This is a genomic window from Streptomyces sp. NPDC004266, assembly GCF_042874095.1.
In the GTDB taxonomy this organism is placed as follows: domain Bacteria; phylum Actinomycetota; class Actinomycetes; order Streptomycetales; family Streptomycetaceae; genus Streptomyces.
Genome location: NZ_JBIAMM010000014.1, coordinates 230,588 through 244,976, shown reverse-complemented (window position 1 = coordinate 244,976; position 14,389 = coordinate 230,588). Strand labels below are relative to the sequence as shown.

Below are 14,389 nucleotides of genomic sequence, written 5' to 3'. Positions count from 1 at the left end.
CCCGGTGGGCGGCCGACCCCTTCGGCGTGGGCGGCCCTCGTCAGGGGTGCCGGGCGGCCGCGCCGAGTCCGTCCAGCTCCACGGCGGCGCAGCGCCAGCGCTGGTCCTCGCCGCGCTCCAGACGGAACGCCATGGCCCGCACCCGGGCGCCGGTGGCGATGGTCGCGAAGGCCTCGACGACGGCCTGCGGGGAGCGCACCTGGACCGAGCAGCGGCGCAGGACCGGGCGGGGGCCGAGCGAGCGCAGGGGCGTCTCGGGGGCGAGCCGCACGAGCTGCTCGTACGCGTCGCCGACGGTGTGGCCGAGCATCCAGTGGACGGGCCGCTCCCCGCTCAGCACGGCGAGCAGGCGCTCGGCGAAGACGGTGTGCGGGGGGAGCGCCCGGGGCGCGGTGCCGGAGGGGCCGCCCTGCGCGGGCGTGCGGGGGCGGGGGCCGGCGGCGCCGCGCGGCCGGGATCCGGCGGAACCGCGCGGGCGCGTGCCGGCCGGGCCGCGGGGGGCCGTGCGGGGGCGGGGGAGCGGGGAGGGCGTGGCGGTGAGCGTGGTGTTCATGGCGGTCCCCTGTCGCTGCGTAACCGAGTGATACCAGTCGGTAACTTCCGTTGGGGATCTTGTACGGCCGGACTCCGGGGCCCCGCAAGGACGTCGCCGTGGCGGGGCGCTTCCGGAAACGGATCACCTATCAGGGTGACGCGGTCGGAAATCGGCTCTCCGGCGCCTCGGTGGACGGCCCTCCCCGGTGGACGGACGACGATGCGGGCCCGCCACCCCGAAGGGGGACTCCGCACGTATCCTGAGGGCCTCTCCGTCTACGAAAGCGGCCTGCCATGCGCGTCTACATCCCCCTGACCCTCCCCGGTCTCGCACAGGCGCACAAGACGGGCGAGCTTGGCCCCGGCCCCCTGACCGCCTACGCCGTCACCCCCGCGCTGCGCGAGTGGTACGTCTCCGACGACATCGAGGAGCTGGAGTACGCGGCGCTCAACCGCGCCGCCTCCGCCTCCCTGCGGCTCCTCGCCGGCGACCCCGAGGCGCCCCGGCGCCGGATCGTCGTCGCCGTCGACGTGGCCGACAAGGACGCGACCGTCGACCCCGACCGCGGGCTCGACGGCGGCTCCATCGGCGAGGTCCGCATCGCCGGAGCCGTACCGCTGGCCAAGGCCGCGGCCGTGCACGCCGACGCGGACGACGCCGAGGCGGACGTCACGGCGGCGGCGGGCGCGCTGGGCGCGGCGGACCAGGGCGACGACGACGCCCAGTTCGTCGTGGACGGGGCCGAGGACCACGAGCTGCTGTGGTTCGGCGTGCAGGAGATCCCCGCGCTGCTGGGCTGACGCCCGCCCGTCGTCCGTGTCGGTGGGGCCGGGTACCGTCTCTCCATGGGGAAGCACGGAAAACACCTGGTCTGGGACTGGAACGGCACGCTGCTCGACGACATCGACGCGGTGATCGGCGCGACGAACGCGGCCTTCGCCGAGCTCGGGCTCGCGTCCCTCACGCTGGAGCGGTACCGCGAGCTGTACACGGTGCCGGTGCCGAAGTTCTACGAGCGGCTGATGGGGCGGCTGCCGACGGACGAGGAGTGGACCGTCATGGACGGGGCCTTCCACCGGCACTACTGGGTGCGCGCCGAGGCGTGCGGGCTCACCGCCGGGGCGGCTGAGCTGCTCGCGGCGCGGCAGGCGGCCGGGGCCACGCAGTCGCTGTTGTCGCTCGCGCCGCACGCGGATCTCGTGCCTCTCGTGCGGCGGTACGGGATCGCAGAACGGTTCGTCCGTGTGGACGGGCGGCCCGACACCTCGACCGACGGGAAGTCGGGGCACATGGTGCGGCATCTGGCCGCGCTTGCCGTCCCGGCCGAGCGCGTCGTCGTCATCGGTGACGCGGCGGACGACGCGGTGGCGGCGGCGCACGTGGGGGCGCGGGCGGTGCTGTACACCGGGGGGTCGCACAGCCGGGCCTCGCTGGCGCGGGTGGGGGTGCCGGTGGTGGACTCCCTGGAGGAGGCCGTCGCCGTCGCGGAGGAGCTGGTCTAGGGCCTTTGCCCCTGCGGGCCTTCGCCCCTGTGGGGCGGGGCCTCTGGGGCTCCGCCCCGCGAGCGGTTTCTGTCCGGTGGTGGGCAGGCAGAGGCCGGCCGGGTGCGGCTCGGTGGGCGGTCTGTGCCCACCCGTTCCGCCCCGGCGGAACGCATGCCCACAGACCACCGCCACCGCTCGGCGGGCGCATGCCCGCAGAGCACCGCCACCGCTCGGCGGGCGCATGCCCGCAGGCCGCTGCGACGGGGGGGCGTCAGCCCTTCGCGCGCAGGACCTTCAGGAATTCGCGCATCCAGGTGGGGTGGTCCGGCCACGCCCGGGAGGAGACCAGGAGGCCGTCGACCACGGCCGCGCTGTCCTGGAAGGTCGCCCCGGCCGCCTGCATGTCGAGTTCCAGGGCCGGGTAGGCCGTGACGCGGCGGCCCTCCAGGCTGCCGACGGCCGCCGTCAGGAGCGGGCCGTGGCAGATCTGGGCCACCGGCTTGTCGGAGTCGAAGAAGGCCTTGAGGATCTTGCGGAGCTCCGGGTCGTTGCGCAGGTACTCCGGCGCGCGGCCGCCCGGGATCACCACCGCCACGTAATCGCCCGGATCGACCTCCGAGAAGGCCAGGTCGGCGGGCCAGGTGTAGCCCGGCTTCTCCGTGTACGTGTCGTACCCGGGCTCGAAGTCGTGGACGACGAAGCGGAGCTGCTTGCGGGCGGGGGCGGCGATGTCGACCTCGTAGCCCTCCTCGAGCAGCCGCTGGTAGGGGTACATCACCTCCAGCGACTCCGCCGCGTCCCCGGTCACGATCAGGATCTTCGCCATGGCTCTCCCAGATCACAGATGGTCGGTCCGTCGTGCTGCGCCCATGCTCGCGTACGGGTCGACGTCGGCGGGGCGCTTTACCAAGAGGTCATGTGTCGCTGTCCAAAGCGTCAAACTTCCCCCGCTCTTTTGTACGCATACGGCTCATGACGGTTCGGGGGTCGGGGGCGATAGGCTTTTCCCGTGATCAGCGCGATACGCCGTGGGGGCAGCGAAGCCCCCGGCTGCCGCCCGGTCCGCGACAGCGGCCGGGTCGAGCGTGCGTTCGCCGATCCCCTCCGTCCGGGCGCGCCACGTTCCGTGGCCGATAACGGCCCGGGCATCTCTCATCCGGGCATAGCGTCGACTTCGACCGCAATCACCGCGTCGTGGCGTTGTGTCCCTTCTTCCACCGACGTCACGCAACGGCGCGCGACAGGAGTCAGAGGACATGCAGACCAAGCTGGACGAAGCAAAGGCCGAGCTGCTCGAGAGGGCCGCTCGGGTAGCTGAGCACAGCCCTGTCGGGGGGCGACTTCCCACGGGCCCGGAGGGCGCGGAGGCGCGTCCGGACCGGGACACCGTGCTCGACTACCTCCAGCGCTACTACCTGCACACCGCGCCCGAGGACCTCGCCGACCGCGACCCGGTCGACGTGTTCGGCGCCGCGCTCTCTCACTACCGGCTCGCGGAGAACCGCCCGCAGGGCACCGCGAACGTGCGCGTCCACACCCCGACGGTGGAGGAGAACGGCTGGACCAGCAGCCACTCCGTCGTCGAGGTCGTCACCGACGACATGCCCTTCCTCGTCGACTCCGTCACCAACGAGCTGTCCCGTCAGGGCCGCGGCATCCACGTCGTGATCCACCCGCAGGTCCTCGTCCGCCGTGACGTCACCGGCAAGCTCATCGAGGTCCTGTCGGCCCAGATCCACGGCGAGCTGCCGCACGACGCGCTCACCGAGTCCTGGATCCACGTCGAGATCGACCGCGAGACCGACAAGGCCGACCTCAAGCAGATCACCAACGACCTGCTGCGCGTCCTGTCCGACGTCCGCGAGACCGTCGAGGACTGGGACAAGATGCGCGACGCCGCCCTGCGCATCGCCGACGGCCTCCCGGCCGAGCCCACCGCCTCCGACCTGCGGCCCACCGAGGTCGAAGAGGCCCAGGAGCTGCTGCGCTGGCTCGCCGACGACCACTTCACCTTCCTCGGCTACCGCGAGTACGAGCTGGTCAACGGCGACGCCCTGTCCGCCGTGCCCGGCACCGGCCTCGGCATCCTGCGCTCCGACCCGCAGCACGGCGCCGACGACCAGGGCCACCACGCCCACCCCGTCTCGCCCTCCTTCAGCCGGCTGCCCGCCGACGCCCGCGCCAAGGCGCGCGAGCACAAGCTGCTGATCCTGACGAAGGCCAACAGCCGGGCGACCGTGCACCGCCCCTCGTACCTCGACTACGTCGGTGTGAAGAAGTTCGACGCCGAGGGCAACGTCATCGGCGAGCGCCGCTTCCTCGGCCTCTTCTCGTCCGCCGCCTACACCGAGTCCGTCCGCCGGGTCCCCGTCGTCAAGCGCAAGGTCCAGGAGGTCCTGGCGGGCGCCGGCTTCTCGCCGAACAGCCACGACGGCCGCGACCTGCTCCAGATCCTGGAGACCTACCCCCGCGACGAGCTCTTCCAGACCCCGGCCGACCAGCTCCAGTCCGTCGTCACCAGCGTCCTGTACCTCCAGGAGCGGCGCCGGCTGCGGCTCTACCTGCGCCAGGACGAGTACGGCCGCTACTACTCGGCCCTCGTCTACCTGCCGCGCGACCGCTACACGACCCGTGTCCGGCTGCGGATCATCGACATCCTGAAGGAGGAGCTCGACGGCACCAGCGTCGACTTCACCGCCTGGAACACCGAGTCGATCCTCTCCCGGCTGCACTTCGTCGTCCGCGTCAAGCCCGGCACCGAGCTGGCGAAGCTCACCGACGCCGACGTCGACCGCATCGAGGCCCGGCTCGTCGAGGCCGCCCGCTCCTGGGCCGACGGCTTCGGCGAGGCGCTGAACGCCGAGTTCGGCGAGGAGCGCGCCGCCGAGCTGCTCCGCCGCTACGGCAGCGCCTTCTCCGAGGGCTACAAGGCCGACCACTCGCCGCGCGCCGCCGTCGCCGACCTGGTCCGCATGGAGGCCCTCGCCGCCAGCGGCAAGGACTTCGCGCTCTCCCTCTACGAGCCGGTCGCCGCGGGCCCCGGCGAGCGCCGCTTCAAGATCTACAAGACGGGTGAGCAGATCTCCCTGTCCGCCGTCCTGCCGGTCCTCAACCGGCTCGGCGTCGAGGTCACCGACGAGCGCCCGTACGAGCTGCGCTGCGCCGACCGCACCCACGCCTGGATCTACGACTTCGGTCTGCGGATGCCGGCCGCGACCGGCAACGGCGGGGACTACCTCGGCGACGACGCGCGCGAGCGCTTCCAGGAGGCCTTCTCCGCCACCTGGACCGGCCAGGCCGAGAACGACAACTTCAACTCGCTCGTCCTCTCCGCCGGGCTCACCTGGCGCGAGGCGATGGTGCTGCGCGCCTACGCCAAGTACCTGCGCCAGGCCGGGGCGACCTTCAGCCAGGACTACATGGAGGACACCCTCCGCGACAACGTCCACACCACCCGGCTGCTCGTCTCCCTCTTCGAGGCCCGGATGGCGCCGGAGCGCCAGCGCGCCGGCACCGAGCTGATCGACGGCATCCTGGAGGAGCTGGACGGCGCCCTCGACCAGGTCGCGAGCCTGGACGAGGACCGGATCCTGCGGTCCTTCCTCACCGTCATCAAGGCGACGCTGCGGACGAACTTCTTCCAGACGGCGGCGGACGGCGAGCCGCACTCCTACGTGTCGATGAAGTTCGACCCGCAGGCCATCCCGGACCTGCCGGCCCCGCGCCCGGCCTTCGAGATCTGGGTGTACTCCCCGCGCGTCGAGGGCGTCCACCTGCGCTTCGGCAAGGTCGCCCGAGGCGGCCTGCGCTGGTCCGACCGCCGCGAGGACTTCCGTACGGAGATCCTCGGCCTGGTCAAGGCGCAGATGGTGAAGAACACCGTCATCGTGCCGGTCGGCGCCAAGGGCGGCTTCGTCGCCAAGCAGCTCCCGGACCCGTCCGTGGACCGTGACGCCTGGCTGGCCGAGGGCATCGCCTCGTACAAGACCTTCATCTCGGCGCTCCTCGACATCACCGACAACCTGGTCGCGGGCGAGGTCGTGCCGCCGGTCGACGTGGTCCGCCACGACGAGGACGACACGTACCTGGTGGTCGCCGCCGACAAGGGCACCGCGACCTTCTCCGACATCGCCAACGGGGTCGCGGAGTCGTACGGCTTCTGGCTCGGCGACGCCTTCGCCTCCGGCGGCTCCGCCGGCTACGACCACAAGGGCATGGGCATCACCGCCCGCGGCGCCTGGGAGTCCGTCAAGCGGCACTTCCGCGAGCTGGGCCACGACACCCAGACCGAGGACTTCACCGTCGTCGGCGTCGGCGACATGTCCGGCGACGTCTTCGGCAACGGCATGCTGCTCTCCGAGCACATCCGCCTGGTCGCCGCCTTCGACCACCGCCACATCTTCATCGACCCGACCCCGGACGCGGCCGTCTCGTACGCCGAGCGCCGCCGGCTCTTCGACCTGCCGCGGTCCTCGTGGGCGGACTACGACACCTCGCTGCTCTCGGCGGGCGGCGGCGTCCACCCGCGCAGCGCCAAGTCGATCCCGGTCAACGCGCAGATGCGGGCCGCCCTCGGCATCGAGGACGGCGTCACCAAGATGACCCCGGCCGAGCTGATGAAGTCGATCCTGCAGTCGCCCGTCGACCTGCTGTGGAACGGCGGCATCGGCACGTACGTGAAGTCCTCGGCCGAGTCCAACGCCGACGTCGGCGACAAGGCCAACGACGCCATCCGCGTCGACGGCCAGGACGTCCGCGCCCAGGTCATCGGCGAGGGCGGCAACCTCGGCGCGACCCAGCTGGGCCGCATCGAGTTCGCCCGCTCCGGCGGCCCCGAGGGCCAGGGCGGCAAGGTCAACACCGACGCGATCGACAACAGCGCCGGCGTCGACACCTCCGACCACGAGGTCAACATCAAGATCCTGCTCAACGGGCTCGTCGCCGAGGGCGACATGACCGTCAAGCAGCGCAACAAGATCCTCGCGGAGATGACGGACGAGGTCGGCGCGCTCGTCCTGCGCAACAACTACGCGCAGAACACCGCCCTGGCCAACGCCGTCGCCCAGTCGCCCTCCCTGCTCCACGCCCACCAGCGCTTCATGCGCCGCCTGGGCCGCGACGGGGCGCTCGACCGCCAGCTGGAGTTCCTGCCCAACGACCGGCAGATCCGCGAGCTCCTCAACAACGGCCGGGGCCTGAGCCAGCCCGAGCTCGCCGTCCTCCTCGCGTACACCAAGATCACGGTGGCCGACGAGCTGATCGGCACGGAGCTGCCGGACGACCCGTACCTGCGCGGGCTGCTCCACGCGTACTTCCCGACGCTGCTGCGCGAGAAGTTCACCGAGGCCGTCGACAACCACGCCCTGCGCCGCGAGATCATCACGACGGTCCTGGTCAACGACACCGTCAACACCGGTGGCTCGACCTTCCTGCACCGCCTCCGCGAGGAGACCGGGGCGTCGATCGAGGAGATCGTCCGCGCGCAGACCGCCGCCCGGGTCGTCTTCCGCCTCGGCCAGGTCTGGGACGCCGTCGAGGCCCTCGACAACCAGGTGCCGGCCGACGTCCAGACCCGGATGCGGCTGCACTCCCGCCGGCTCGTCGAGCGCGGCACCCGCTGGCTGCTCAACAACCGGCCGCAGCCGCTCCAGCTCAGCGAGACCATCGAGTTCTTCGCCGAGCGCGTCGAGGAGGTCTGGGCGCAGCTGCCGCAGCTGCTGCGCGGCTCGGACCTGGAGTGGTACCAGTCGATCCTGGACGAGCTGACCGAGGTCGGCGTGCCGGAGGAGCTCGCGCTGCGCGTCGCCGGCTTCTCCTCCGCCTTCCCGATCCTCGACGTCGTCGCGATCGCGGACCGGATGGGCAAGGAGCCGCTCGCGGTCGCCGAGGTCTACTACGACCTGGCCGACCGGCTGCGGATCACCGACCTGATGGACCGGATCATCGAGCTGCCGCGCAGCGACCGGTGGCAGTCGATGGCCCGTGCCTCGATCCGCGAGGACCTCTTCGCGGCGCACGCGGCGCTGACCGCCGACGTCCTGACGGTCGGCAACGGCACGACCAGCCCCGAGGAGCGGTTCAAGGAGTGGGAGGAGAAGAACGCGGCGATCCTGGGCCGCGCGCGGACGACCCTGGAGGAGATCCAGGGTTCGGACACCTTCGACCTGGCGAACCTGTCGGTGGCGATGCGGACGATGCGGACGCTGCTCCGCTCGCACAGCTAGTCGCGTAGACGAGCGATGAGGAAGGGCCCCGCCGGTGTTCCGGTCGGGGCCCTTCCTCATTCCGCGTCGGGGGCCGCCGTCGAGGTCCACAGGCGGCGGGCGGCGAGCAGGGCCGCCGCGAGGAGCAGGCCGTTGCGGAGCACCATGACGGCCAGGCCGGTGGCGGTGCCGTCCACCACGTCCGCGTAGAGGACGGGGTACGCGAGGGAGCTGAGGGCGGCCGCCGGGAGGAGCAGCAGGGCGACCGGGCGCATCACGGTGTGGCGGGAGGTCAGGCAGACGGCGGCGAGGCCGATCAGCCAGACCATGTACTGGGGGCTGATCACCCGGCTGGTGACGGTGAAGAGCAGGACGGCGGCGAGGGCCGCGTCGAGCGGGGTGGCGGGGGTCCAGCGGCGGGCCTGGAGGCGCCACAGGAGCAGCCAGCCGAAGGCGAGGACGGTGAGCAGCAGGGCGAGGTGCCCGAGGGTGGAGACGTACGGGCCGACGTACTCGAAGGCCCCGTAGCGGAAGTCGACCCTGCCCGACCAGGCTCCGGTGGCGCGGGCCACCGCGAGGGCCGTGCCGCCCAGGGACTCGATCTGGATGCCGCGGCTGCCCTGCTGGCGCAGGAAGCCCAGCGACTCGGAGAAGAGCAGCGCCAGGGTGGCGAGGAGCACGAGGGCGGTGACGGCGGCGGCGGTCCAGGCCTCCCGGGTGGTACGGCCCCGGGGCGTGCCGATCAGGGTGAGCGCGGGCCACACCTTGACCATGGCGCCGATGCCGGCGAGCGCGCCGCCGAGCCGGTGGGCGGCGGTGGAGCGGGTGCCGAGGGCGAGCAGGGCGAGCACGGCGAGGGCGGTGGTCTGCACGTCGTACCGGGCGAGCGGCAGGTGGAGGAGGAGGGGGAGGCCGCAGACCCAGATCCAGGCACCGTGGGTGACGCGGGCGCTGTCGGCGCGGGCGAGGGCGAGCGTGACGACGGCGTCGGCGAGGAGGGTGAGGGCGACGAAGGCCTGGAAGTAGGTGAGCCAGGGGAGGAGGCCCGGCGCCATGACCACGAGGCCCGCGCCGGGCGGGTACTGCCAGGTGGCGTCGCCGGGCGGGAAGGTGCCGGCGGCGAACTGCCCGTACCAGTACTGGTAGAGGCCCACCTCGCGGCCCACCCCGCCGATGCCGAGGTCGTCGCGGACGAGCAGCAGGAGCATGCCGGCCCGGGCGAGGATCCAGACGGCGGCGAGGGCGAGGTCGGGGCCGCGGCCGACGGTGACGAAGGTGGCGGAGGTGAAGGTGTCCGAGTCGAAGGGGGACTTGGTGAGGGCGGGAAGTTCGTCCGCGGAGCGGGGCGGGACCGGGGGTTCGCCTCCGGGGCGGGGAGGGGTCTCGCCTCCGGGGCGGGGCGGCGACTCAGGGTGATCGTTCGTCATCCCACCGCACTTTAGACCGCGATGTCTCGTTTGTTCCGTTACTTCGCCCTCGGCCCGGCCGTGAACTCCTCGTATGCCGCCACCACCTCCTCCGCCGGCCCGTCCATCCGCAGCGTCCCGGCCTCCAGCCACAGCGCCCGGTCGCAGGTCTGCGTGATCGTGGAGTTCGAGTGGCTGACCAGGAAGACCGTCCCCGCCTCCGCCCTCAGTTCGTCGATCCGCTGCCGGCTGCGGCGGCGGAAACGCGCGTCGCCGGTCGACAGGGCCTCGTCGATGAGGAGCACGTCGTGGCTCTTCGCGGCGGCGATGGAGAAGCGCAGCCGCGCGCCCATCCCGGAGGAGTAGGTCCGCATCGGGCGGGAGATCGCGTCGTCCTTCTCGTTGATGCCGGAGAAGTCGACGATGTCCTCGTAGCGCTCCTGGACCTCCGAGCGGCTCATGCCCATCGCGAGACCGCCCAGGATCACGTTCCGCTCGCCGGTCAGATCGTCCATCAGGGCCGCGTTCACGCCGAGGAGGGAGGGCTGCCCGTGGGTGTAGATCCGCCCCCGGTCCACGGGCTGGAGGCCCGCGACGGCCTTCAGGAGGGTGGATTTCCCGGATCCGTTCGAACCGATCAGGCCAATTGCCTCGCCCCGGTACGCGACGAAACCGACGCCCTTCACGGCGTGGACGCGGCGGCCGGCCGGAGCCGTGCGGCGGCGCACCATCCGGCCGAGCGCGGCGGTGGCGCCGCCCCGGCCGCCGGGGTGCCCGCCGTGGACGGTGTACGTGATGTGGACGTCGTCGACCACGACGGTGGGCGTCCTCGGGGATTCAGCCACGGCCGTACGTCTCCTCCGCCTTCCAGAACCAGATGAAACCGCCCCCGAAGGCGAGCAGGGCCCAGCCCGCGGCGAGCGCCCACACGTGCGGCGGGAGCTGCGACGCCGTGAAGCTCTCGATCAGGGCGAAGCGCATGAGGTCGATGTAGACCGCCGCCGGGTTGCACTGGAGCGCGAGGACCACGGCCTCCGGGAAGCGGCCGCTGCTCGCCAGGTTCTGGATCGACCACATCGCGCCCGAGGCGTACATCCAGGTGCGGAGCACGAACGGCATCAGCTGGCCGATGTCGGGGGTACGGGCCGCGAGCCGGGCCAGGACGAGCGCCACGCCCGTGTTGAACAGCGACTGCAGGAACAGCGCCGGGGCGGCGAGCAGCCAGCTCCAGGCGGGGAACTCGCCGAAGCAGGCCAGGAGCACGACGAGCACGCCGAGCGAGAACAGCAGCTGCTGGAGCTGCTGGAGGGCGAGCGAGATCGGCAGGCTCGCGCGGGGGAAGTGCAGGGCGCGGACGAGGCCCAGGTTGCCGCTGATCGCCCGGGTGCCGGACTGGATCGTGTTGGCCGTGAAGGTCCACACGAAGATGCCGGTCACCAGGAAGGGCACGTAGTCGGGCACGCCGCTCTTCGCGTTCATCAGGACGCCGAAGATCAGGTAGTACACGGCCGCGTTGAGGAGCGGGGTCATCACCTGCCAGACCTGGCCGAGGCGCGCCTGGCTGAACTGGGCGGTGAGGCGGGCGGTCGCGAAGGCGGTGATGAAGTCGCGGCGGGACCAGAGCTGCCGCACGTAGGCGGGGAGCGGGGGGCGGGCGCCGCTGACGCTCAGGCCGTGGCGGCGGGCGAGGGCGCCGAGGTCCTCCGCGGGGGCGGCCGGCGTCTGCGTCTGGGGTGCGGGTGGGGCCAGGGTCGTGGTCACGGGCGGGAGCTTTCGACGAGGGGTGTGCGCAGGCATGGACGCATGCGCCGTCGGCGATGGGACGGGTCCGTATCGTCGCTACGGTGAGGTTAGGACGCTCCCACGACGGAACGCAACCGTATCGTCGTAACGCCTCCGGGGCATCGCCGTTGGTTAGGATGCCGTTCATGACCGACCCGACCCCCCGCCGCGCCCCCGCCGGCGCCGCCGTGCTCCGCGAGGACGTGACCGAGGCCATCCGTGCCGCCGTCTTCGAGGAGCTCGCGGCCGTCGGCTACGCCCGGATGTCCATCGAGGGCATCGCGCGCCGCGCGGGCGTCGGCAAGACCGCCGTCTACCGCCGCTGGAAGTCCAAGCTCTCCCTCGTCCTCGACCTCGTCGGCGCCTTCGCCGCCCAGGGCCTCCCGGCACCCGCCAGCGGCTCCCTGTACGGAGACGTGCGCGCCCTCCTCGAAGTGGCCTCGCACGCCCTGCGCCACCCGGTCGCCTCCCAGGTCATCCCGGACCTGCTCGTCGAGGCCGCCCGCCACCCCGAGATCGCCGAGACCGTCAAGGCCGTGCTGCTCGACGGACAGCAGGGCGTCATGACCCAGATCGTCCGCGAGGCCGTCGCACGCGGCGAACTCCCCGAGGGCACCGACCCGGGCAAGGCCCTCGACCTGGCCGTCGGCCCGCTCTACTGGCGCCTCGTCGTCGTCCGTACGCCCCTGCCGAAGGGATACGTGGACGAACTCGCGCGCTCGGCGGTGGCGGCGCTCAAGGCGTAGGGCCCACGGGCTACTTCACCGCGCCCGCCATCACCCCCGACGCGAACTGCCGCTGGAACGCGAAGAACACCACCAGCGGCACCACCATCGACACGAACGCCCCCGGCGCCAGCACGTCCACGTTGTTGCCGAACTGGCGCACCTGCTGCTGGAGCGCCACCGTGATCGGCGGCGACTGCGAGTCCGCGAAGATCAGCGCGACCAGCATGTCGTTCCACACCCACAGGAACTGGAAGATCCCCAGCGAGGCGATCGCCGGACCGCCGAGCGGCAGCACCACCCGGGTGAAGAGGCGGATCTCGCCCGCCCCGTCGAGCCGCGCCGCTTCGAGCAGCTCCCGCGGGATCTCCGCGAAGAAGTTCCGCAGCAGGAAGATCGCGAACGGCAGGCCGAAGGCCGTGTGGAAGAGGACCACCCCGGCCGTCGTCTCGAAGAGCCCCACCGCCCCGAACAGCTTCGACACCGGGACCAGGGCCACCTGCACCGGGACGACGAGGAGCGCGACCACGCCCAGGAACCACCAGTCCCGGCCCGGGAACTCCAGCCACGCGAAGGCGTAACCGGCGAGCGAGCCGATGAGGAGGACCAGGAGGGTGGCCGGGACGGTGATCAGGACGGTGGAGAGCAGCGAGCCGGTGATCGTGTCGTTCGCGAGGAGACGGGCGTAGTTCTCGGTGGTCAGTTGGGCCGGGGCCGTGAACACCTGCCACCAGCCGCTCGCCGCGATGTCGGACGGCGAGCGGAGCGAGGAGAGCAGCAGTCCGACCGTCGGCATCAGCCAGAACAGGCCGGCGAGGACGAGGAGGACCCGGACGGCGCCGGACGCGGCCCCGCCGGCGAGCCGGGCGACGAGACGCGCGCCGGACCCGGGGGTGCTCCGCGGGGCGGCCTCGGCGGCGGTCTCGGTGGTGAGCGACGTCATCGGCGGGACTCCCTTCGGATGCGGCGGACGTTGACCACCATCACCGGCAGCACGAGGAGGAGCAGCACGACGGCGATGGCCGAGCCGACCCCGAGGTCCGCGTCCGTGCCGAAGGACGAGCGGTACAGCTGGAGCGCGAGCACGTTCGCGTCGTCCTGCGCGGAACCCGGCGCGATGACGAAGACCAGGTCGAAGACCTTGAGCACGTTGATCATCAGGGTGACCAGGACGACCACGAGGACGGGGGCCAGGAGCGGCACCGTGATCCGCCGGAACACCTGCCACTCGTTCGCCCCGTCCACCCGCGCCGCCTCCAGGAGTTCGCGCGGCACGGCCGCGAGCCCGGCGCCGATCAGGACCATCGCGAAGCCGGCCCACATCCACACGTACGCGCCGATCACGGCCGGGGTGACGAGCGAGGGGCCCAGCCACTCCACGCCGTCGTACTGCTCCCGGAAGTTGCTCGCGGGCAGTCGCAGCACCGCTCCGTCGGCGCGGTCCGCCGGCAGGGTGAAGCCGCCGTCGGCCGCCGCCGTGGCCGTGGCGACCACCTTCCCGTCCCGTACCGCCTCGATCCGCAGCCCCTTCAGGCCCAGTTCCTTCGGATCGACCACGTTCGGCTTCCCGCCGCCGCCCCGCGTGAAGTCCAGCCAGGCCGTTCCGGTGATCCCGGTGGACGCGGGCGTCGGTGCGTGCGCCGGGCGGGCGTCCCGGGGCATCTGCGCCGGAGCCACCCCGACCAGCGGCAGCAGCACCGGCGCTCCCCGCCGCACCGGCTCCTTCGTGACGAACGCCCCGCCGCCGGCCGCCTCCAGCGGATGCACGGGCAGCGGCCGGGCCCGGGGGAAGCCGGAGGACTCGGCGAAGGTGTCGTGGACCCCGACCCAGACGGCGTTGGCGACCCCGCGGTCCGGGTCCTGCTCGTAGACGAGCCGGAAGATGATCCCGGCGGCGAGCATCGAGATCGCCATCGGCATGAAGACGACCAGCTTGAACGCCGTCCCCCAGCGGACGCGTTCGGTCAGCACCGCGAAGACCAGACCGAGCGCGGTGGCGACCGCCGGGGCCACCACCAGCCAGATCAGGTTGTTGCGGACGGCGGTCCGGAGCGAGTCGTCGGTGACCAGCGCGAGGTAGTTGTCGAGGCCGACGAAGGAGGCGCCGGAACGGTCGAAGAGGGACCGCCGGACGGAGTACCCGATCGGGTAGACGACGAGCGCGCCGAGCAGGAGCAGGGCGGGCAGCAGGAACCCCGCCGCCACGGTCCTGCTCCTGCTCCTGGCCCTGGTTCTGGTCGTGGTGGCCGGCATG

At 72.3% G+C, this 14,389-nt stretch carries 11 protein-coding genes; 4 read left to right on the top strand and 7 right to left on the bottom strand.

Annotated elements, in window-relative coordinates; genetic code table 11:
* Positions 1 to 40 precede the first annotated feature (40 nt).
* Positions 41 to 553, bottom strand: a complete 513-nt coding sequence (locus ACFYUZ_RS30080) for an Rv3235 family protein (protein WP_389314475.1) — start codon at positions 551 to 553, stop codon at positions 41 to 43.
* Between the two features lie 275 nt (positions 554 to 828).
* On the opposite strand from ACFYUZ_RS30080, the gene ACFYUZ_RS30075 reads away from it, so the two are divergent.
* Together ACFYUZ_RS30075 and ACFYUZ_RS30070 are read left to right on the top strand one after the other, a co-directional pair.
* Positions 829 to 1,335: a DUF6912 family protein gene (locus ACFYUZ_RS30075; RefSeq protein WP_093875832.1), complete on the top strand. Its 507-nt coding sequence runs from the start codon at positions 829 to 831 to the stop codon at positions 1,333 to 1,335.
* Positions 1,336 to 1,380: 45 nt separating this feature from the next.
* A complete protein-coding gene (locus tag ACFYUZ_RS30070) occupies positions 1,381 to 2,037 on the top strand; it encodes an HAD family hydrolase (protein ID WP_389314473.1) in 657 nt (218 codons plus the stop codon).
* Positions 2,038 to 2,290: 253 nt separating this feature from the next.
* On the opposite strand, the gene ACFYUZ_RS30065 is transcribed toward ACFYUZ_RS30070, so the two are convergent.
* Entirely contained in the window at positions 2,291 to 2,845 is a 555-nt protein-coding gene (locus ACFYUZ_RS30065) for a DJ-1/PfpI family protein (protein WP_190160270.1), read from the bottom strand.
* A gap of 430 nt (positions 2,846 to 3,275) precedes the next feature.
* Between ACFYUZ_RS30065 and ACFYUZ_RS30060 the strand changes: the two genes are divergently transcribed.
* Positions 3,276 to 8,243: an NAD-glutamate dehydrogenase gene (locus tag ACFYUZ_RS30060; protein WP_389314471.1), complete on the top strand. Its 4,968-nt coding sequence runs from the start codon at positions 3,276 to 3,278 to the stop codon at positions 8,241 to 8,243.
* Positions 8,244 to 8,299: 56 nt separating this feature from the next.
* Here the strand turns inward: ACFYUZ_RS30060 and ACFYUZ_RS30055 are convergent, their stop codons facing one another.
* The 3 genes from ACFYUZ_RS30055 to ACFYUZ_RS30045 are packed head-to-tail and all read right to left on the bottom strand — an operon-like array spanning position 8,300 to position 11,425.
* Positions 8,300 to 9,649 (bottom strand): glycosyltransferase family 87 protein, encoded by a 1,350-nt coding sequence (locus tag ACFYUZ_RS30055; RefSeq protein ID WP_389314469.1) that lies wholly within the window; start codon positions 9,647 to 9,649, stop codon positions 8,300 to 8,302.
* Between the two features lie 38 nt (positions 9,650 to 9,687).
* Positions 9,688 to 10,473 carry an ABC transporter ATP-binding protein gene (locus ACFYUZ_RS30050; RefSeq protein WP_389314467.1) on the bottom strand — a complete coding sequence of 262 codons (786 nt, stop codon included), beginning with the start codon at positions 10,471 to 10,473 and terminating at the stop codon, positions 9,688 to 9,690.
* A complete protein-coding gene (locus ACFYUZ_RS30045; protein ID WP_389314466.1) occupies positions 10,466 to 11,425 on the bottom strand; it encodes an ABC transporter permease in 960 nt (319 codons plus the stop codon). Before ACFYUZ_RS30045 ends, ACFYUZ_RS30050 begins: the two co-directional genes overlap by 8 nt.
* A gap of 131 nt (positions 11,426 to 11,556) precedes the next feature.
* Here ACFYUZ_RS30045 and ACFYUZ_RS30040 point away from each other — a divergent pair, with 131 nt between their 5' ends.
* The gene (locus ACFYUZ_RS30040; protein ID WP_389314464.1) at positions 11,557 to 12,156 is read left to right on the top strand and encodes a TetR/AcrR family transcriptional regulator; all 600 of its coding nucleotides are present in this window, start codon (positions 11,557 to 11,559) and stop codon (positions 12,154 to 12,156) included.
* 10 nt (positions 12,157 to 12,166) lie between these two features.
* Here ACFYUZ_RS30040 and ACFYUZ_RS30035 read toward each other — a convergent pair whose 3' ends face one another.
* Positions 12,167 to 13,078 carry a carbohydrate ABC transporter permease gene (locus tag ACFYUZ_RS30035; protein ID WP_389314462.1) on the bottom strand — a complete coding sequence of 304 codons (912 nt, stop codon included), beginning with the start codon at positions 13,076 to 13,078 and terminating at the stop codon, positions 12,167 to 12,169.
* Entirely contained in the window at positions 13,075 to 14,388 is a 1,314-nt protein-coding gene (locus tag ACFYUZ_RS30030) for a carbohydrate ABC transporter permease (RefSeq protein WP_389314460.1), read from the bottom strand. The genes ACFYUZ_RS30035 and ACFYUZ_RS30030 overlap by 4 nt, the downstream gene beginning before the upstream one ends.
* Position 14,389: the final 1 nt, after the last annotated feature.

Excerpts from the sequence above, each read along its gene's own strand:
- ACFYUZ_RS30080 (WP_389314475.1), bottom strand. The coding sequence starts at position 553 with ATGAACACCACGCTCACCGCCACGCCCTCCCCGCTCCCCCGCCCCCGC.
- ACFYUZ_RS30075 (WP_093875832.1), top strand. The coding sequence starts at position 829 with ATGCGCGTCTACATCCCCCTGACCCTCCCCGGTCTCGCACAGGCGCAC.
- ACFYUZ_RS30070 (WP_389314473.1), top strand. The coding sequence starts at position 1,381 with ATGGGGAAGCACGGAAAACACCTGGTCTGGGACTGGAACGGCACGCTG.
- ACFYUZ_RS30065 (WP_190160270.1), bottom strand. The coding sequence starts at position 2,845 with ATGGCGAAGATCCTGATCGTGACCGGGGACGCGGCGGAGTCGCTGGAG.
- ACFYUZ_RS30060 (WP_389314471.1), top strand. The coding sequence starts at position 3,276 with ATGCAGACCAAGCTGGACGAAGCAAAGGCCGAGCTGCTCGAGAGGGCC.
- ACFYUZ_RS30055 (WP_389314469.1), bottom strand. The coding sequence starts at position 9,649 with ATGACGAACGATCACCCTGAGTCGCCGCCCCGCCCCGGAGGCGAGACC.
- ACFYUZ_RS30045 (WP_389314466.1), bottom strand. The coding sequence starts at position 11,425 with ATGCCTGCGCACACCCCTCGTCGAAAGCTCCCGCCCGTGACCACGACC.
- ACFYUZ_RS30040 (WP_389314464.1), top strand. The coding sequence starts at position 11,557 with ATGACCGACCCGACCCCCCGCCGCGCCCCCGCCGGCGCCGCCGTGCTC.
- ACFYUZ_RS30035 (WP_389314462.1), bottom strand. The coding sequence starts at position 13,078 with ATGACGTCGCTCACCACCGAGACCGCCGCCGAGGCCGCCCCGCGGAGC.
- ACFYUZ_RS30030 (WP_389314460.1), bottom strand. The coding sequence starts at position 14,388 with ATGCCGGCCACCACGACCAGAACCAGGGCCAGGAGCAGGAGCAGGACC.